Below are 20,843 nucleotides of genomic sequence, written 5' to 3'. Positions count from 1 at the left end.
ATAATAATGATATTTACTATTATACACCTTTAGGAAACAAAAAAAGGGGGAATTACCCCCCTTTTAGACTTAATCGAACTTTTCGAATTTTTACTTAAGAGCCGCAACCACTGCATCGTAGTTGGGGTGGTCCGTTGCTTCGGGGACGTATTCGGCATATACAACCGTATCGTTCTCATCCACGATGAAAACAGCCCTTGCGAGGAGCCTGAGTTCCTTAATGAGAACACCGTAAGCTTCACCGAAGGATGCGTCCTTATAGTCGCTTACAGCCACAGCGTTTTCAACGCCTGCTGTGGTGCAGAAACGTTTGATCGCAAAGGGGAGGTCCATGCTGACATTAATGACCTCTACGTTATCCATAGTTGCAATATCCTGATTAAATTTGCGAAGTTGCATGTCGCAAACGGGAGTATCAAGGGAAGGTGTTACGCTGAAAACCTTTTTCTTGCCTTTGAAGCTGTCGAGGGTTACGGGCGAGAGATCCTGTGCGGATGCTGTGAACGCCGGGGCTTTATCACCGGGCTTAAGCTCGGGCCCGACCAGTGTGAGGGGGTTCCCCTTCATTGTTACTGCTTCTTTTCGTTCCATTCTTTCCTCCATTTCTGGTGCTTACTCCAACGATTATTCCGCTTAGAGCTACGAGAATTATACCACAAATATCCGAAATGTCAGGTAAAGCATCCCCCGCCATGTATCCTGCGATGGAGGCAAAAACAAGGCTGGAATAGCTGGAAGTCGCTATAACAGAGGCTCTGCCTAGAGCATACGCCTTTGTCATGAGGTACTGGGATATTGTGGCAAGAAGGCCAACTGCTAGAACGAAAAACCATTCTATCCCGCCGGGCATTGAGTGGAAGAGCATCCTGTGAAAATTTTGTGAGATTATTCCAAAATCGCCCCCCGCATAAATAATGGAGGGTCCAATCACACCAAAAACCGCAAAGGATGCAACGATGACGCTCGGCGGATAGTGGGAACGGAGCTGGCGGATAGAGGTGTATGCTGAGGCAGCCATAAAACCGGCGAAAAGACCGAGTAGCGCTCCGGTTATGTGAACACCGCTTCCGGGATCAAGGATAAGCATTATGCCTATAAAGCCGGCAACCACACTGAACCAAATCTTCGGATCACTCTTCTCCTTGAGGAATATCCACGCAAGTAAGGCTGTAAAGAGAGGAGCTGTTTTCATAAAAGTAGCTGCTGTGGCTAGGGGGATTATTGTTATGGTATGAAAATATGCAAAAAGAGCCGCAAAACCGAATAAGCCCCTTAATGCCAGCAGAAAAGGTCTGCCCCCCTTTATCTCACTACGGTGCATCAGTATGCCGGGGAGGAGCACCATAAGGGCTATAAGATTTCTGAAAAATACGATCTCGCCGGTTCCGTGGGTTTCGCCAAGCCTCTTTACAAAATATCCCATCGTTGCAAAGAGAGCGGAGGCGAGGAGCATAATAAGAACGCCAGCTGTTTCATTTGTGGGCTTATTCATTGATAAATGTACTACTCCTCGCTGACCGAATAGTCAACCTCTATTAAGCCGTCAAAAATATGTAGATTTCACATCTTTTAGTTTGATAATTGATAATTGATGATAAGATATAATTGTTATTCTTTAGCTCCCAAAGACCTTAAACATTTCCTACTCACTGGTGGTGGCAAATATGGCAGGCATCATAGACAGACTTAAAGACCCGGATACAGCCGATGTACTTGGCGGATTGTCTATACTTATCGTTGAGGACGTTCCAACAACATTGGAATTCCTTAAGCGTCTGCTTGAGCGAACCTTCCGAAACGTTTTCCCTGCACGTGACGGATGCGAGGCTCTGGAGATTTTCACCCGTGAGGATATCGATATGGTGCTCACAGACCACAGCATGCCCGAAATGACCGGGCTTGAGCTGGTTGGTGAGATACGCAAAGAGAACCCTTCTATACCAGTTATCATGATAACCGCCATGAACGATGCGGACTTTCTAATCAAAGCGATTAACATGGGGATAACCCAGTTTGTAACCAAGCCTTTTCAGTATCAGAGGATTGCTGAGGCTGTGGAGGCCTGCGCTAAGCATCTTATTCTTGAGAATCTTAAGGATAAGGCGAAGAATCAGGAGATCGAGCTTCTGCAATATAGAGAGAAGTATCATTCACGCCAGCAGGAGCAGGCCAAAAAGAAAGAGCTTCATATAATAAAGAACGATCTGGGCTCACGCAAGCTGGTGGATAAATCAGGGCGTGAATGGCTCTTCTCCGTGTTTCACAGATCCGTTGATATACTCTGCGGTGACAGCTACGGCATAAGACGCCTAAACGGAAACCGGGTCTTTGCCTTTGTGGTGGATGCCATGGGAAAAGGGGTTTCTGCCTCTGTAACAACGGTTATGACAGTCTCCATGCTGAACCATCTTGTGGATGAGATGGAGGGTGAAGGGTTTTCTCTTCAAATGCTGATTGATGAGTTTATGGACTATATTAAGAAGTATCTTCTACCGGAAGAGATCCTCTGCGGCTCTTTCCTGCTCTTTGATTTCGATAATGAAACCCTAGATACAGCAAGGTTTTCCATGCCTAAGATGTTCATAAGGAGGGTGGGAGCCTGCGAAACACCTAAGAGTGGGAATCCCCCGATTACAAAGCATACCAGAGAGATAAACTACAGCCGCTTTTCCCTTGGGGATGTGCACAGTCTCATCGTTTATACCGACGGTCTCACCGATACGGACTGGGCTTTGAAGGGGAACAACGCCCGAATTATTGAGGAATCCCTCTGCTCTGCCAGAAGCCTTACTGAGATGGACAGCAGACTCGGTATAAGCGGAAAGGTTTTTGAGGATGACTGCACCGTGCTGTTTGTTAAGAAGCATACTAGTGAGGACTTTGACTGGAGCGAAAATTTTGAGGTACCCTCAAGGATCAGCGATATTGGCGAGCTTACCGGTCTTGTTTCATCGATGCTTCTAGACAAGGGCTACAGTGTGCGGGGTACTGAGGAGTTTGCCGCAGCACTCACAGAGATACTTCTTAATGCCCATGAGCACGGTAACCTTGCCATTGGTTCCGCCATGAAGGAGCGGCTGGTGGGTGAGGGTGAGTTCGATTCTTTTGTTCTTGAAAGGGAGAGAAACTGCGATAAAATAATAAGCCTGCGAGTTTCAGGATATGAGGAGAATAGAAACACCCCCGTTTGTGCCACAGTTGTTGATCAGGGGGAGGGTTTCAGTATAGAGAATATTCTTAAAGGCTCAACCGGAACCTTCTCCGGCAGGGGCTTAAAGGTTGTTACAGAAGTTGCCGGCGAACTTTATTTTAACTCAGAGGGCAACGAGGTTACTTTTATTATGATGATGAAGAAGGGTGATACAGTCACCTTTGGAGGTTAGCGATGGTAAATGCCGAGGTTAAGGGAAACGAGCTTGTTATCGAAGGTGGGATTAAGAGTATTGATGACTATCTTGAGATTAAGTCCGCACTGCAGTATATGGTGGATAATGGTATCGAGTGCATAGAGATGAAGATAGTTGATTCCATGTCCATAACATCCTCGCTTATCGGCTTTATGCTTAAGGTTATTAATGTGGACAGGGTTGAGATGCATGTTTATGTGGGGACTAAACGGCTTGAGGAACTCCTGAGTGAGCTTGATCTTTCGAAGGTGTTTAATGTCCGACTGATGGATGAATAATCATTGTACATCAATAATATATGTTTCGTGCAGAGAGTTGCTCAGCCCCAGCCGGATTAGACAAAGGCCTCCGATTCATGTATCCTTTATGTTGATGGGTTACCCCATTATGATAAATTTTTTGAACCGGAGTGATTCTAAACTATGAAGTTTACAGTTTTAGGAAGCGGTACAGCGATTCAGTATCAAAACAGGGCCTCAGCATGCTACCTCCTTGAGGATGAAGGGTATACGCTCCTTTTGGACGCAGGTTTTTCTGTTATGGACCGTCTTTCAAAAGCGGGAACACTGGCGAATGAGGTGGATTCCGCATTTATATCCCATAGTCACCCCGACCACAGCCTTGGGATTATTCATATCCTTTTTGCGCTCAAAAACAAGCATATGGAGAGGGAGAAGCCTTTTCAGCTCTTCGGCTTTCCCGGTCTTATATTCTGGACCCAAGGTTTCAGGGACATCATGGGGAGTTGGATAGACCCCGAATGCGGTCTTGAGATATCAGAGGATGAAGAGGGGAGGAAGGGCCCCTTCGGCTATACAGTTTTCCCCGTTGAGCATACGGGGCAGTCATCGGGGATAGCCATTGAGTGGAACGGGCGTAAGGTTGTCTATACCGGAGATACGGGATACTTCGATGAACTTGGAGACTACGCCCAGGATGCAGATCTTTTCGTGGCGGACTGCGGCTGCAGCAGTGAGGAACCCCTTGAGGGGCATATGAACCTCGAGGAGGTCAAGTGCGCTGTGAAAGGGAGGAACGTTAAGAAGGTTCTTCTCAGCCATATATACCCCGAAACTGGTGAGCTTCCCGAGCGCTGGGAGGAGGATGGAACTTTGTTTATGCGTGCCGAGGATCTTCTTTCCCTGGAGCTATAGCCATCCCTCTTCGTGGAGCTTTCTTCTTAGTGCGCCTGCTTCCGATTCTATACGCAGGTATAGGTCCCCTGAGTGGATGTTATTATCCGATGTTGCGGCATAGGTGAATTCCTCGCAGAGTGATGCGAGAATATCCGCCCCAATTCGCTCTGCGGTGAACATCAGCTTTCCGGCTGTTTCTGCTGCCATGCCAAACTCACCCCGTTCCAGGCTGTTACCTATATTTTTCAATAGAATGGACATATCCTCATCGAAGGTTTTGCACAGCTCCCTAGCCGATTCACCGTCCCCATCTGTCCATTCGTCAATGCGGTTTTTGTTCAGGGTGAGCAGTCGCTCCTTATCTGTGTTTTCCTCATAGGTTATTCCACCGGAGAGGCAGAGCGCCTTCTTGAGGTCTGATATTCGTATAGGCTTTATAATAACGGCATCAACCCCGGCCTGACGAACAGATTCCACCATGCTGTCATCGTGTTCGAGACCGGTTGTTACGATTATCCGGGTGGTTCTGTATAGCTTATTCTGCTTTATGAAGCGCACGACGCCTACGCCGTCTGTGCCTGGAATCATTAGGTCCAGAACAACGACATCGGGTGGTCTTGAACCTATGGCTGTGCATCCCTCTATTCCATCGGCAACCTTGCGTACTGGCGAATTCGGGAAGATGTCCCGGGCTGTTCTTTCAACTATCCGAGCACTTTCAGGATCGTCCTCTATTATCAATATATCCTTAGCGGAGGCTGCGAATGCTTCGGGTCGGTATCTCCTTAGAACCTCTGAGAGGAGCTGGAGCTTTACGGGTTTTGTGATGAAATCATTCATACCGGAGCGGAAGCATTTATCCCTGTCGCTCTTCATGGCGTTTGCTGTCATGGCGATTATGGGAACGTCGCCGCGCTTCCCCTTAATCTCCCGGATTTTCATACTTGCCTCATACCCGTCCATAACAGGCATCTGGCAATCCATAAGGACTGCATCGTAATCGTTTTTACCGGCCAGCTTCAAAGCCTCTTTACCGTTTTCTGCTGTTTCATACCTGCAGCCGAGATTGGAGAGTAGTGATTCGGCCACCCGTTTGTTTACAGGATTATCCTCTACAAGGAGAACGAAGATATTCAGGTTCCCCTCGAACTTCTCATCCCCTTTGTTAAGCGATGTTTTTATACCGAGTAGTTTCTCCGAAAGCTGGAGGAGCGTTTCCCGTGTGAAGGGTTTATCCAGGCAGGCGGACACGTTGCCGTCGTTTATGCAGTAACTGTTCAGCGTTTCCTCCATTTCGGTAAGAAGCATACACTCCAGCCGTCCATGGACCGATTCCAGTATGGTCTCCCGGTGGGCGGAGTATATTTGAGAATCAGTGATCAGCAAAACACGTTTACTCTCGGTGTCCTTCAGTTCCTCTTCAGCCTCTTCACATGTTGAGCAGAGTGAAACGGCGAGACCCTCCGATGAAAGGATCGAGTGTATCTCGTCGGCGGTTTTCCTGTCCGAAGACCAAACAACCGTGTGGCAGGAGAGGGCCTTCCCCTCATCATCGCTCTGTACAACCGGCAGGTTCAGGGTGAAGCAGAATGTAGTTCCTTCCCCCAGAGTGCTTTTTACGTTTATGGAGCCCCCCATCATGTTCACAAGCTTCTTGGTGATGGCCAGTCCAAGCCCTGTTCCTTCAAACTTCCTTGTGCCGGATGTGTCCACCTGGGTAAACTTGTCGAAGATATTTTCGAGATAGGCCGGAGGGATGCCAAGCCCCGTATCCTCGACATAAACTGTTAGCATGGCGAGGTTTTTTTTGCTCAGTTCCCCCTGTACGCGAATCTTTACGTGCCCCTTTTCCGTGAACTTGACAGCATTTCCCACAAGGTTCATGAGAACCTGCCGTATCCTTGCGGAATCGCCGAGAAGAACACTCGGTATGTTATCTGCGTATTCTATGCTGAGATTAATACCCTTCTGCGACGCTTTGAATCCGAGGAGCCTTGAAACCTCATCTACAACATCCTTTAGTATGAAGGGCGACGGGTTAAGATCCATCTTGCCCGATTCGATCTTTGAGAAGTCGAGTATATCGTTTATTACGGTGAGGAGTGCAGATGCGGATTCGGATATTGTTTTTCCAAAGCTCCTCTGTTCAGATGTAAGCTCCGTTTCAAGGAGGAGATCCACCATCCCGAGAACGCCGTTCATGGGTGTTCTTATCTCGTGGCTCATGTTTGCTAGGAATTCGCTTTTTGCCATATTGGCTGTTTCAGCTTCCTTTCTGGCTTTTTCTGCGATCTCACGGAGCTCTTCGGAACGCTGTACGGCCTCCTTAAGCTCTTTGAATATCTCTTCCTGCTCAAATGCAGAGCAGAAGCTGTCTGCGGCGGTTTTTTGAACAGAAGAAACGGTGGCGCTCCATTCCCTTTGGCTGCTGTTGCTGCAGAAGACTATAAAGCCCCGGAACTTTTTATTGATTATTAGGGGTGTCAGCATGGCGGTTTCAGCTTTTATTGCTTTCAGAAAGGTTTCGACAACACCCTGCTCATCTTTGGATATCTGGAGTGATTCACCTGCCTCCAGTGCGTTTGCGAGGTATCCACCCTTTTCGATTATATCTATCTCTTTATCAGACTGGGGGGCCTCTCTGTAGGCACGCCAGTAAAACTCTCTTTTGAAGGTGTATCCCTCATCCTTGAGCATGAAGATACAGACCTTATCCGAATCGGTGCTTCCTCCGATTTTGCTTAGAGCCTTGTTTACATTGTTGCTGAAATCCTCGTGGCCGTGGAGGAGGGTGTTAACTGTGGCAGCAAGGCCGCTCATGAGCCTGTCACGAACCCTGAGAAGCTCCCTCGACCTGTTTCGCTCTCGCATATCCCGGAAGATGCCGATTATATACTTCGAGCCCTTTTCGTAAAAGACACTGCTGGCTATCTCTACCGGAACAATCTCGCCGTTCTTGTGCAGTATATTAACGTTGGGCATCCTTGAGCCCATTGCCTTTGCATCATCTTTGAAACCGATACGTATCTTGTCCCTGTCGCTTTCAGGGTGGAGCATGGTCTGATGCATACCGATTATTTCCTCCCTTTCTCTACCCAGGAGCTCCTGCGCTTTCAGGTTTGCATCGGTTATTATTCCGGTTTCGGTTTCAGCGATGAATATGGCGTCCCCGGCAAGCTCGATAACCTTTCTGTACCTGCTTTCGCTTTCGAGAAGGGCACGCTCCGCCTTTGATTTGCTGGTAACATCCCTGCTTATCCCCAGAATGCCTATTATCGTGCCGTTTTCGTCCTTGTAGGGGGTTTTCAGGGTATCGAAGATACGCTCATTTCCATCCTTATCGAATGCCCTTTCCTCGAACTGGAGTATTGAGCCGTTTTCGAGTACAAGCTTGTCGTTTTCGATTATCTTTTTTGCGTTTTCATCACTGAAATAGTCAAAATCGGTGGTTCCCGGTCTGAATGGTGTTTGGAAGAAGTCCTTGAATGCGGGATTTGCCTCTATGTATTCTCCTTCCGTGTTCTTGATATATACGATATCAGGAAGAGAATCGAGGATAGAGCTTATGAGCTTTTCCTGCCGGAGTATTTTGTCACGGTTTCTCTTGTACTCGTTAACGTTTTCCAGTATCCAGATACTCCCCCGTTCGGTGTTGTCTCTGGATGCTGTTCTCCCAGTCATCCTGCACCAGAAGGCCTCTCCGCTGACCCTTTTCATCCTGCGGGCAACGTCAAAGAATCCTCTATCGATACAGCGCTCCGCCTCTTTCGCAAAATCCTCGTAGCTTTCCATCGACTCGAATATCACAGAGGCATGTTCCCCTCTCAAGTCTTTGTCAGTGCCGAATATTTCAGTAAAATGCTTATTTACCCAGCTGAATCTCCCGTGAACCACGAAGGCTATGCCCACCGGGCTGTTTTCGAGTATCAAAGACTGGGTGGAGAGGGCTTCGTTCAGCCTGCGCTTGTATACGGATAGGGTTGTTTCTGCTTCGGTTTTTGATGTTATATCTGTGCAAACACCCCTGAAACCGGAGTTTTCACCCGATGTGTTGTAGGCCGGCCATGATTTGACGCGAAAGGTTCTTTTCTCACCATTCTTAGCTGTGAAAACCGTTATAATCTCCGAGTTTGTCCCTGTGGATGTCATTTTCTGGAGCAGACTTAGCGCCTTTACGTAGCTTTTTGGGGGGAGGAGCTCACGTATCGTCTTTTTTCTCAGCTGCGCAGGGGTGTAGCCAAGGTGTTTTTCAACGCTTCCACTGACATATGTTATCCTTAATCTGCTGTCGCACTCCCAGACAATATCCGTTATGTACTCCTCTACTTCCTCAAGGGATTCGATATTTTTGAATCTGGAAAGCTTTTTGAGGTAGATTGTATATAGATCATCCGCCACCGGGCCGATGGTAATCCTCCATATAATGCCGGGATCGCTTTTTTGAGGGAGTATAATCTCCCCTTTCTCCTTGAGGGTGCTGAAGATGTGTTCATCCCGGCAAAGAAAGATGGCATTGAGCATACCCGAAGGGCTGTTGGCGGTCTTTGATACCTCGGGGAAGGATTCTTTAAAAAAGGTATTTGTCCCGGCGATCGTGTTGCTATGTATTACTGCCGCCTCCATGGGTATGGAAGCGATTATATCTGACAAAAGCTTAATCATATCTTTCATTGATTTCCTCATCATAAATACTAGCATGCTTTATTGAAAAAAAGGAACAAAAGGAATCGGCGGTCGCTTTATTACCTACAGACTAGCTGGGATTATTGTTTTTATCAGCCTATTAGGGATTTCTGCTGTATGAGCACCGCTTGAGATGCTATGATTAAGACTGTTTTGCAAATCATTATAAGGGGAAAAATTATGGCCGGCGGTAAAAAGATAGATACGAGGGAAGCAGGGCTTGAGCTTGGGATTATAATGGGGCGGTACTTCCTCGGTTCGGACCACCTGCATTACGGTTTCTGGAGCGGACTCGAGGTTAATAAGGAAAACCTTAAAGAGGCTCAGGAGGCTTATACGGATAACCTTGTTTCTGCAATACCCGAAGGGGTTGTGAGTGTGCTCGATGTCGGGTGCGGTATAGGCAAGAACTCCCGAAGGCTCAAGGATGAGGGTTACTCTGTGGAGGGTGTTTCTCCAAGCGATGTTTTGTCAGAGTATGCAAGGGAGCTTATGGGAGACGACTATGTGATATACCCCTCGCTGTTTGAGGAGGCGGAGATCGATAAGACCTACGATCTCATACTTTTTAGTGAGAGCTTCCAGTATATGGACCTTGAGCGTGTTTTCGACAAGGCGCTAGGCCTTCTTAATCCCGGAGGCTGTATACTCATCTGTGACTTCTTCAAGAAGGATGTGCCGGGCAAATGCGTAATAGGCGGTGGGCACAGGATGGGGAAGTTCTACAAAAAGCTTGCCGAAAAACCCCTGGATATTGTACGGGATGATGATATTACAGCAGAAACCGCCCCCACTATGGATCTTGTTAACGAGCTCATGGAGGAGGTGGGAAAACCTTTCTGGAACCTTATCTTTATCTACATGGAGCAGAAATCTTCGATCTTGTCAAAATTCGTGAAATGGAAATTCAAGAAAAAAATTAATAAAATAGAGCATAAATATCTGAAAGGCCTGAGGAACTCCGAACATTTCAGCGAGTATAAATCCTACAGGCTTATCCTTATACGTAATGCACGCAAGTGAGTTTTGTATTAGGTGCAGACTACTGTTATAATTATTAATATGCACTATCTAGAAGGTTTATATGAGCTCTGATTATTGTAATGTAGACAGATGCCGACTTTGCAGGCAGGTCAGCGACGGAATTATACAGTCTGCCGATGTTATTGTTATTATCTTTGAGCTGAATGGCGGGCTCCTTTTTGCTAACAACTACGCTCTGCAGGTGACAGGCTATTCCTTCGACGAGCTGTCCGGAGATAACTGGCGGGAGAAGATCCTGAACCGGAAAGACAGCGAACGTCTTATGTCGGTTTATGAAGAACTGCGTTATACAGAAAAGTCAGCCCAGCTCACCTTCCCTGTTTTAACCAAAGATGGTGGGGAGATCTATGTGGACTGCAGGTGTTCCCTTATCCGAAGTGAAGGTGCGCCGGATGCCGTTATGGGGGTATGCCGAAATGTTACAAGGAGTATCATGCTGGAAAGCTCGCTTCGAGAGAAGAACAGCATGCTGGAAGAGCTGACCCGGAGTCTCGAGCGGAGTGTAATTAAGGGTATTGAGGAGAGAAGGGCCCAAGAGCTTGCCTTTGCAGAGCACACAAAGCTTGCGGCAATTGAGAATATGATAAACGCCCTCGCACACCAGTGGCGCCAGCCCCTCACTGCAGCCGGAATAATTATACAGGATCTGCAGGATACCTACGAAGAGGGGGATATGAACGAAGAGCTCATGAGGGAGTTCTGCGATACAGCCCTTGAGCAGATCATGTATCTATCCAGAACCATTGATGATTTCAGAAACTATTTTCGCCCCTCCTATGAAGAGGAGTATTTCACCATTGGGGAGATCCTCGGCGAGGTTTTTCATATATTCAGTCCCAAGATATACAGCGACTTCATTACATATTCTGTTAACGGTATCGAGTGTGAACCCTCAGATTTCACAAAAACACCCGATTCCGTGGAGCGTCTTAAGGGGAGGGATTATCTTGCTAAGGGGTACAAGTCCCACTTTAAGCAGGCTGTGACAAATATGGTGCAGAACTCCTACGAATCGATTCAGGAGAGAAGGGAGACAGAACCAGGTTTTATAGGTAGAATAGATATAGGCGTTGTAAGGGAGAATACCGATATACGCATGATTATCTCCGATAACGGCGTCGGTATTCCCGAAGGTCAAATGGAAAGAATTTTCGAGCCCTATTTCACCACAAAGCACATGGGAAGAGGCACAGGCATGGGGCTTTACATCAGCAGGGTCCTGCTGGAAAACTATATGGACGGCAATATAACCGCAGAGAACCGGGATGAGGGAGCTTCTGTTACCATAGTCCTTAAAGGAGCAGAGCTATGAGCAACTACCGTATACTCATTGTTGAGGATGAAACAGGGGTTGCCGAGGCCCTGAAAACAAGACTTATAAGGAAACATGAAAGTGTTTGCGTTGCATATGACGGTGAAGAGGGGATAAACGCTGCGGAGGAGTTCCGGCCTGATCTTGTTATCACCGATCTTAAGATGCCCGTATGCGATGGTATCGAGATGATGAAGCACATTAAGAATAAATACCCGGATATTGATTTGATAGTGGTTACCGCCTCCATTGAGGAGGAGGATCGTATAAAGTCCGAGGAGATCGGTGTTGAGGGTTACTTTGTGAAACCACTTATAGTGAAGGACCTTCTTGATAAAGTAAACGAACTTTGTATGGGGAGGGGAGGGGAGTGCTGAGAAGGTTTCTTCTAACCATAACACTCTTGATGTTTGCCCTCTCTGCATATGCCAGAACATACTGGACAATTCCCGAGTATTTCTCAATTCATCCAGAGCAGGCAGCTCTTTTTGATAGATTCTCAGAACAGGTGAGACTCCCGGGCATTCCCATGGAGAGGACGAATATAAAGCCGGTCCGCATCGCAGTTGTTTATCCTGCACTCCAAAGCTCTGAATACTGGCTCAGGAGTGTAAGCTCCTTTGAGGCGAGACTCAGGGAGCTTCGTGTGAACTATGATCTCTTTACATACTACAGCAGACCTTCGGGTGATATCCGTCTTCAGGCGAAGCAGATAGCAGAGGCCGTAAAGAGGGATGTGGACTACCTGGTTGTATCCGCCGATGATCCCCAGATAAGAAAGCTTCTCTCAAGGATACTTCCAAGAGAAAAACCAAAGGTCATTATCCAAAATCTGACTACCCCTTTGAGAGAATGGCAGAACTACCAGCCCTTTATATATGTGGGTTTCGACCACTACACCGGCTCCTCGATCCTCGCCGGAGCTCTGCGGAGGATGCTCCCCCATGACACTAAGTATTCTGTTCTTTATGGCTCTATGGGGAGTGTCAGCGAGCTCAGAGGGGGCGGCTTTTTAGAGGATTACCGCCATAATGGTGAGAGGAATGAGCCGGAGGAACTCTTCTATACGGGTTTCTCACAGAAAAAATCCTACAATGCTACAAAGGAGATACTCAGCAAACACCCTGATACCGGACTCATATTCTGCTGTGCTACTGATATTGCAGTGGGAGCGGCGGAGGCCGTATCCGATGCCGGTTTATCCGGCGAGGTCGTTGTGAACGGCTGGGGTGGCGGCACTGTGGAGCTGAAGGCATTGATGGACGGGAGGATAACTCTGACAGTAATGCGAATGAACGATGATAACGGCGTAGCTATGGCGGAGGCCGTAAAGATGGACATACAAGGCAGAGGTGAAGAGGTACCTCTCATATATTCTGGTGATTTCAGCGTGCTTTTCTCCGATGACCCTGCGGAGAAGATCATGGAAAAGAAGATCCGTGCTTTCAGGTACTCGGAGTGAATATGAAGGGGAGATCATACAGGTTATCACTTTACCTTGGCGGATTTATGCTGGCATTCTCCATATTCCTATCTGTTGTAATAATACTATGGAGCAGTGCGGATTCAAGCGTTGCAGTTAGGCAGGAGCTCCTCAAAATTCTCCAGAGAAACCATGGGATTATCAAAATAATCCTTAAAGAGGAGATAGAGAGTACCAGTAAGATACTTAAGGATATTCGTTTCAGCCTTCGTGATGTGCTTGAACTCCAGGAGATGAGTGACACTTCTGAGCTTAAGAGAAAGCTTGTGGACTTCTACGACTCCGCTTTGGGTGATTCGGCGGATATTCTGATATATTCGAGTGTGGATGGAAAAACTATAATAGATGCCAGCTCCCCCTTCTTCGACACATCCCCAGTTGTGCGCTATGTTGCACAAGGTAATGTCTCCGAGGACGGCGAAAGCACCATACATGCAGCACCCCTTACCGACAGAGAGGGATATCTCCATGTAATTCTTGGGGGTATCCAGTCCGTTGAGGAGGAATCGGGAAGGGTCCTTGGGCATATATATACGGGAAGGATACTGAACGGAAACTCCGGCCTGCTGATAAATGCCGCCCAAGATGCTGGTATAGATGCTTCAGCATTCGTCTGGCAGGGGCAGATGGTTGCGAGCCACAGCAGTATTGAGAACCCTGCAAGAGCAGTAGAGGTGTGCCGTAACGGAGGGATAGAGGACCTTGAGGGGAGTGTGATAGGCTACTGCCAGAGGCTCAGCATAAACGGATCGGAGGCTCCCCTCTTCGTTTATCAGGAGCTGCCCGATTCATCCCTCAGCTACCTGCGTAAAGGGATACTGAAGAGGGCATTCACCATTGTTCTTATCATCGTATGTATGACCCTAATAACGGTTTACATCTTCCAAAGGGTTATGAAACGCTCCGTCAACTCCCTCGTGGATTACGCCCACGAGGTATCGAATCTAAGGTATCTCAAGCCCTTTGAACCCACCGCCATAAAGGAGTTTAATACTGTTGCCGCAGCCCTTGAGGAGCTAAATCACAACCTCCGGGAGACGGAGGCCTACCTTGGTAATTTCATGAATTTCGCAAAGGCCCCTCTCATTGCATGGGATGCAGACAACAATATAGTGCTTTACAACAAGTCTATGGAGGCCCTTACGGGGATCCAGACAGAGGATGCCATGGGCAGAGGGATAGAGGTTATCTTTCCTTGCCTCACTGGAGAAAAGCTTAAGGAGCTCCTTGCGAACTCAGTGCGAAATACTGAACCGCTCTCAAACTTTGAAAGCATCGTTAAAAATATCGGAACCGGTGAGCTTCGCTACATACTATGGAGTCTTTCCAATGTTAAGGATGAGGAAAAGGTTTACGGGGTAGTTCTCCAGGGTATCGATATTACCGATAGAAAATCCTCCGAGGAGAAGCTGCTTCTCGCTTCCAAGGTTTTTGAAAACACCATTGAGGCTATTTATATAACCAACACAAAGGGAATTGTCCTAAGCATCAACAGTGCTTTTACCTCAATTACCGGGTATTCCGAGGAGGAGGCTCTAGGCTCCAGAACCAGTATACTCAAATCGGGCAGACACACCTCCTCGTTCTACCGAGAGATGTGGGAAAAACTCAGAAGGGACGGTAAATGGCAGGGTGAGATATGGAACAGAAGGAAGAATGGAGAGCTATATCCTGCGCTTCTTAATATATCGAGTATTACGGATGGGGACGGAAGGGTTACCCACTACATAGGGGTTATGCACGACATAACCGAGCGTAAGAAGTACGAGGAGCAGATAAAGTATCAGGCGCATTACGATCCGCTTACCAGCCTCCCGAACCGCTACCTTTTTCACGACCGGCTTGGTATGGCCATCGGCAGAGCGAAGCGAAACGGTACATTTATCGGTCTGCTTACCCTTGATATGGACCGTTTTAAGAACGTTAACGACACACTCGGTCATAATATCGGCGATATCCTTCTGCAGAAGATAGGTGAGCGGATACTGAATACTGTGGGCGAGAGCATGACTGTAAGCCGTCTCGGCGGGGATGAGTACACGGTTATCATCGAAGATATTACCGATAAGGGGAGGGCTGTTACAATCTCCCACAACATCATGCGACAGCTCGAAAAGCCCTTCCATGTGGATGAGTATGAGCTGTTTCTTAAATCCAGCGCAGGCTTGAGCTTTTACCCCGAAGACGGCGAGGATATATTTATCCTAGTGAAGAATGCCGATGCCGCAATGTATAGGGCAAAATCCAAGGGGCGTGGGATGTTGCAGGTATACACCACTGATTTCAACGATAAGGCGAAGGAACATCTTATGATAGAGACTAAGCTCAACAGAGCTTTGGATCACGATGAATTCCGGATACACTATCAGCCGAAGATTAATCTCAAAACTATGGAGCTGGTAGGTATGGAAGCGCTGATCAGGTGGGAAAACCCAGAGCTGGGCAAAGTGTACCCCGATCAGTTTATACCCATTGCCGAGGAAACGGGGCTTATCATACCCATCGGACACTGGGTTCTTAAGAAGGCTTGCGAGGATCTTAAGCGTTGGCACTCGATGGGTTTCACTGGCTTGAACCTCGCCGTTAACCTTTCCATGAAACAGTTTAACCAGAAGGATCTATATTCTTCGGTAAAGGATGTTGTGGATGATATCGGCATAGACCCTTCAATGCTGGAGATGGAGATCACCGAGAGTATGATCATGGAGGACCCTGCCAGAACAAGGGAGATCCTTGATAAGCTCCACTCCGTAGGGCTTACATTCGCCATCGATGACTTCGGAACGGGCTTCAGCTCCATCGGGTATCTCACGGAAATACCCATCGATACACTGAAAATTGACAAAAGCTTTATTATGAATATAGAGAATGATGAGGACAGCAGGGCGATTGTGCGGACAGTTGTTCAGCTTGCCCATAACCTGAACATCTCCGTTGTGGCGGAAGGTGTTGAGAGCGCAGAGCATGTCCGGTTATTGAACGAGATGGAGTGCGAGCTTGCACAGGGTTACTTCTTCAGCAGGCCTGTGCCGGCGGATGAGTTCGAAGAGTTTCTGAGTGAGTGGGAAAAGCAGGTAAAGGTTAAGGTAAGCACTCCGGACTAAACCAAACGTTTTGAATATGCTATAATGTATCAGGAGATATCAGAGATGACGGGTGATGCTGTTAACGGCGATAAGATAAAGGATGTTTCACATTCAGAACTGTTTATTGTAGGCATTGGAGCTTCTGCAGGTGGACTTGAAGCACTGCGCAGTATGGTTGCAGGCCTTCCAAAAAACAGCAAATTGAGCTATGTGGTTGCTCAGCACCTTTCCCCCCAGCACCGCAGTATGCTTGTTTCGTTGTTGAGTAAGAACTCCTCCGTTGAGGTTGTTGAGGCAAAAAACGGGGAGAAACTTCAGAAAGATACGGTATATATAACCCCTCCCAATAAAGATATCTTTGTAAGAAACGGCTGTATAGAGCTCAGAAAACCCACATCACTTATCGGACCAAAGCCATCCATAGACAAGTTTCTGGAATCCCTTGCGGATGACATTGAGGAGAACGCTGTGGCGATTATTCTCTCCGGAACGGGTACAGACGGTGCCCACGGAGTTCGTGCTGTGAAGGCCTCCGGCGGTCTGGTTATGGTGCAGGACGAGGAGAGCGCAAAGTATAACGGTATGCCCCATGCCGCTATGGAGACGGGGTGTGTCGATATCGTTGTGAAACCTGAATATATTGGACAGGAGCTTGATGACATCTTCCGCAAGCCCGGCAGCGTTTTCATACGCTCCAGCGAAGAGGATTCCCTCACAGAACTAGGTCGGCTCCTTCGAATTGTACAGAACAGTACAGGGTGCGATTTCTCCGAGTACAAGTCCAGCACTCTGTGCAGGCGTATTGAGAGGCGTATTACAGCTCTTAAGCTATCCACCCTGGAGGAGTACCTTGAGGTTCTTAACAAGAATCCCAAAGAGGTTGAGGTTCTTCTCAAAAACTTCCTCATCTCTGTTACGTCATTCTTCCGCGATGGCGATGCCTATGAGGAGCTTAGAAACCATATCTGCACACTGGTGGAGGATAAGCGGGAAGAGAAGCATGTGCGTGTTTGGGTTCCCGGCTGCGCCACCGGTGAGGAGGCCTATTCCATCGCCATCCTCTTTGCCGAGTGCCTCAAATCATCAATATACGAATACAATATACAGATTTTCGGGACAGATATAGATAACGATGCCCTTTCCCATGCCAGGAAGGCCCTCTATTCCGAGGCGGCGGTTGCGGGTGTTGACGAAGGTATTCTTGATAAATACTTCATACAGGAAGAGAACAATTACAGGGTTGCGAAGTTCATCAGGGAGATGGTGATCTTCGCCAGGCAGGATATAGTAAAGGATCCCCCCTTCTCCAACCTCGATCTCATAACCTGCAGGAATATGCTCATATACTTTACTGCCAGCCTCCAGAAACGGATCTTTCCTATGTTCCATTATTCTCTTAACTCAGAAGGGTATCTTTTCCTCGGGAAATCCGAAAGCATCGGCCAGAATGCTGATCTCTTCTCTACGGTCAGCAAAAAATGGAAGATATACAGGAAGAAGCCAGTTAAGAGTGAGTTCCCTGTTCATGTGGTTCCTGGATCGAAAACTCAGGCATACGTACCCCAGAAATCAAAGGGAATGGATACAAAGAAAACCACCATGACAGACAGGATGTATAAGGTACTCCTTGATAACTTCGCTCCGGACAGTGTCCTTGTGAGCGAGGATCAAACTATCCTGCACATCTTCGGAGATGTAAGCCCCTATCTTAAATTCACCCCCGGTGAGGCATCATTCAACCTTTTCCGGATGGCACGGGAGGAGATAAACCTAGAGCTCAGGGGTATGCTCCATAAATCTATGAAGGAGAAGGTTGTTCTCAAAAGCCGCACGATCAGGCTTAACGAGGATGAAAACGAACTTAGTTTCGCCGTTATAGTTATTCCCGTTATGAACCAGAATGGGAGCGATGCGGAAGGTTATCTCGTATGCTTTAGAAGGGAAAGTTCCGGTTCGGACAAAACCGAAGGTGTTGAGGCTAGTTCTGGCGACAGCGAGAGGGTTCAGGAGCTTGAGCAGGAGCTTGCGGCCAATAAGGAGCACCTGCAAACGGTTATAGAGGAGCTTGAAACCACGAATGAGGAGCTTCAGGCGCTTAATGAAGAGCTCCACGCCTCCAATGAAGAACTGCAGAGCACCAATGAAGAGCTGGAGACCTCAAACGAGGAACTTCAGAGCACCAATGAGGAGCTTATTACCGTAAACGAAGAGCTGCAGGTTAAGACCAGTGAGCTTGCTGAGGCGAACACGGATCTTGAAAACATACTCAGCAGTATAGAGTTTCCATTCCTTGTTCTTGATAAGGAACTCAAGGTCAAACGTTTTTCTCCATCCACAGCTATGCTCTATGATATAAGCACCAGAAATATCGGCCATTACTATAAAACGCTGGGAACAAAGTTTGAGTTGCAGGGGCTTAGCCAAATTATCGCTAAAGCACTCAGAGGGGACAAGGTTGAGCGTGAGTTCAGTACCGAAGAGAGTGTTTATGTCCTGCATGTTTTTCCGTACTACTCCAGCAGGGAGGAGGTGGAAGGAATAATCCTTGCCTTCCTTGATGTAACAAAGCAGAACAGGCTCACCGATGAGCTTTCAAGAGAGAAGGAGTTTATCTCGACCGTGATGGATACGAGCCCTTCGGGCATTACAGTTGTGGATAAACACGGTGCTATCATCTTCGCAAACGAGCGTTCCGAGGAGATTCTTGGTCTTTCCAGAGACGAGATTATGTCTATGAGATACAACTCCGAGGAGTGGGAGAGCGGTAATTACAACGGGAAAGAGGTTAAGGACGATGACCTTCCCTTTGTGCGGATAATGAAAAGTGGTGAATCGATCTATGGGATGGAGGAGCGCATAACACGCCCGTCGGACGGAAGCCAGGTTTATCTCAGGATAAACGGCTCACCTGTTTTCAAGAGTGGCCAGATAGACAGTGTTGTCTTCACTCTGGAAGATGTAACAAACTTTATGGAAACACAGAAGAAGCTCACCGACCTTAACGAGGGCATTCAGGACCGTATCGATACAGAGGTGGATAAGCAGGTTCGTGACGAAAGCGCCCAGCACCAGAACTCTCACTTTGAAGGTCTTGGTGATATGATAAGCAGTATAAGCCACCGCTGGAAACAGCCCCTGAACGCCATAAGTCTTTTGGTGGGCTACATGGAGCAGCTGGCCAGAAACGGTGAGTTAGAGAATATACCAGAAGCGGCCGAAAAGGCAGCGGGGCATATTGATAAGCTGCATTCCACAATGGAAAGCTACAGAAAATTCTATAAGATCTCTGACAAGAAAACCAGTTTCTCCGCCCTCAAAGGTTTGGAGGATGTTCTGGAGGTGGTTTCTGAACAGCTCAAGAGTTTTAGGTTTGTGGTCCATTATAACCTTGGTGAGGAGAGCTTTGAGCGAGTTCTGGAGAAGGGTGAGCAGTTTATCTCCGATGGTTCTGCAGGGGATGAGCTATGTATTTTTGGCACGGACAGCGTATACCGATCAATGCTGTATGAGCTATTCAGGCGTTTTGTAATGTTTGCAGACACCGATACGGATATAATAATCAAACTGAAGTCCGGTGGCGGCTCCGCAGAGCTTAGTATCGGAACCGATTCCGTTAATCTTGGCTCCGAGGATCTTGATGAGATAAAGAAGAGCATAGAAGGTGTGGATACGGCCACAACGCTCTATACATCTATTAGGAAGCTTGAGCTGGATATGGACGGAAAGGTAGACTGCACCAATGATGATGGTTTCTTCGTTAAGGTCTCCATACCCCTTGAGGGGAGTTCTTAGGCTCCCCTTGCTGCTCCGGCCATTCCGAACCCTTGCGTTGTTCTTATTCCGAAGCCCATCTCTGTGAGCAGCTGAATATCCTCCATATCCCCTTTCATCTTGAATGTGCCTGTGACACCTGTGAGCATCATAAGGCTTTTGCCGGTTTTATTCCGGAAACGCTCAAGGGTATGTTTAATCACAGTTTTGCGCATATTCACAGGCTCAAATATTAAAGATTTTCTCGGGTATCTGCCTGTAAAAGAGAAGATACGAAGTGATGAGATAATCTCAAGTCTTTCGGAATACTGCTCGTTCGAAACAGTAATAGTGGAGGCGGAATCCTCAATATCGGGGATTATCGGCTTATTCTTCTTCCCTGATTCCAGAAGCATGGGTGAATGGGTGTGTAGAAGAATCTCCGATGAATTATCCTGCTCCGGTGGCTTGCTGAGGAGACTTACCTCTTTGACAGGATAATCAAGCTCCCTGCCGTCAACGAACATCTGGTCATTGATGCTGAGCTTCAACGACTCAGCAGAATCAATACCTGCTGCTAGGTTTCTTATGAAAGTTTCATCGGGATTGCTGATATACAGCTTGGATTCGTTACCCTGCGGAACGAGGAATATGGTGTCGTAAACATCATGCCCTTCGGCAAGGGTAATCCTCCCTTTTTGGGAGTAATCTCTGGAGAAGGCCAGATTAAAGGTAAAGAACTTTGCAGCATTCTCTGAGTGGGGTACGGCAGTGGCAACTGCCCCTGCATCGGCATAGTACTTAATAATATCAGACAGCCTGTGTCTGAAAATCACCGGGACTACCGGGGTTTCGAGGGATACTCTCAAAAGCATATTAAGCCCCTTTTCTGTTCAGAACTACAGCCTAAAGTGGCATTAAGCATTTCATAAACAGTGCATT

At 47.5% G+C, this 20,843-nt stretch carries 13 protein-coding genes; 9 read left to right on the top strand and 4 right to left on the bottom strand.

Features of this window, described 5'->3' with window-relative positions:
• Window positions 1-90 precede the first annotated feature (90 nt).
• Both tpx and K300_RS16615 read right to left on the bottom strand, forming a co-directional pair.
• Window positions 91-591: a thiol peroxidase gene (gene tpx, locus K300_RS0111650; RefSeq protein ID WP_022851851.1), complete on the bottom strand. Its 501-nt coding sequence runs from the start codon at window positions 589-591 to the stop codon at window positions 91-93.
• Window positions 527-1,492, bottom strand: a complete 966-nt coding sequence (locus tag K300_RS16615; protein WP_081647021.1) for a DMT family transporter — start codon at window positions 1,490-1,492, stop codon at window positions 527-529. Before K300_RS16615 ends, tpx begins: the two co-directional genes overlap by 65 nt.
• Window positions 1,493-1,664: 172 nt before the next feature.
• Between K300_RS16615 and K300_RS0111640 the strand changes: the two genes are divergently transcribed.
• From K300_RS0111640 to K300_RS0111630, 3 genes are all read left to right on the top strand, one after another.
• Window positions 1,665-3,383, top strand: coding sequence for a fused response regulator/phosphatase (locus K300_RS0111640; RefSeq protein WP_022851850.1), 1,719 nt, complete (start codon window positions 1,665-1,667; stop codon window positions 3,381-3,383).
• Window positions 3,384-3,385: 2 nt separating this feature from the next.
• Window positions 3,386-3,685 (top strand): hypothetical protein, encoded by a 300-nt coding sequence (locus K300_RS0111635; protein ID WP_022851849.1) that lies wholly within the window; start codon window positions 3,386-3,388, stop codon window positions 3,683-3,685.
• Between the two features lie 144 nt (window positions 3,686-3,829).
• Entirely contained in the window at window positions 3,830-4,561 is a 732-nt protein-coding gene (locus K300_RS0111630) for an MBL fold metallo-hydrolase (protein ID WP_022851848.1), read from the top strand.
• Here the strand turns inward: K300_RS0111630 and K300_RS16355 are convergent.
• Entirely contained in the window at window positions 4,556-9,214 is a 4,659-nt protein-coding gene (locus K300_RS16355) for a PAS domain S-box protein (protein WP_022851847.1), read from the bottom strand. The genes K300_RS0111630 and K300_RS16355 overlap by 6 nt on opposite strands.
• A gap of 192 nt (window positions 9,215-9,406) precedes the next feature.
• Here K300_RS16355 and K300_RS0111620 point away from each other — a divergent pair, with 192 nt between their 5' ends.
• The 6 genes from K300_RS0111620 to K300_RS15535 all read left to right on the top strand — a co-directional run bounded on the left by K300_RS0111620 (window position 9,407) and on the right by K300_RS15535 (window position 19,943).
• On the top strand, window positions 9,407-10,249 hold the full coding sequence (locus tag K300_RS0111620) for a class I SAM-dependent methyltransferase (RefSeq protein ID WP_022851846.1): 843 nt from the start codon (window positions 9,407-9,409) through the stop codon (window positions 10,247-10,249).
• A 61-nt stretch (window positions 10,250-10,310) separates the two neighbouring features.
• Window positions 10,311-11,582, top strand: a complete 1,272-nt coding sequence (locus tag K300_RS0111615) for a sensor histidine kinase (protein ID WP_022851845.1) — start codon at window positions 10,311-10,313, stop codon at window positions 11,580-11,582.
• Window positions 11,579-11,959 carry a response regulator gene (locus tag K300_RS0111610; protein WP_022851844.1) on the top strand — a complete coding sequence of 127 codons (381 nt, stop codon included), beginning with the start codon at window positions 11,579-11,581 and terminating at the stop codon, window positions 11,957-11,959. Before K300_RS0111615 ends, K300_RS0111610 begins: the two co-directional genes overlap by 4 nt.
• On the top strand, window positions 11,953-13,044 hold the full coding sequence (locus tag K300_RS0111605; RefSeq protein ID WP_022851843.1) for a substrate-binding domain-containing protein: 1,092 nt from the start codon (window positions 11,953-11,955) through the stop codon (window positions 13,042-13,044). The genes K300_RS0111610 and K300_RS0111605 overlap by 7 nt, the downstream gene beginning before the upstream one ends.
• Window positions 13,045-13,046: 2 nt before the next feature.
• Complete coding sequence (locus tag K300_RS16350; RefSeq protein ID WP_022851842.1) at window positions 13,047-16,169, top strand: EAL domain-containing protein; 3,123 nt, start codon at window positions 13,047-13,049, stop codon at window positions 16,167-16,169.
• Window positions 16,170-16,193: 24 nt separating this feature from the next.
• Window positions 16,194-19,943: a chemotaxis protein CheB gene (locus K300_RS15535; RefSeq protein WP_081646987.1), complete on the top strand. Its 3,750-nt coding sequence runs from the start codon at window positions 16,194-16,196 to the stop codon at window positions 19,941-19,943.
• Here K300_RS15535 and cas6 read toward each other — a convergent pair.
• Window positions 19,940-20,776, bottom strand: coding sequence for a CRISPR-associated endoribonuclease Cas6 (gene cas6 / locus K300_RS0111590; protein WP_022851840.1), 837 nt, complete (start codon window positions 20,774-20,776; stop codon window positions 19,940-19,942). The two genes, K300_RS15535 and cas6, sit on opposite strands and share 4 nt — an antisense overlap.
• Between the last annotated feature and the right edge of the window lie 67 nt (window positions 20,777-20,843).

Source organism: Limisalsivibrio acetivorans (assembly GCF_000421105.1).
GTDB lineage: Bacteria > Chrysiogenota > Deferribacteres > Deferribacterales > Geovibrionaceae > Limisalsivibrio > Limisalsivibrio acetivorans.
The sequence above is the reverse complement of the archived record's forward strand: the minus strand, read 5'-3'. Positions and strand labels throughout refer to the sequence as shown.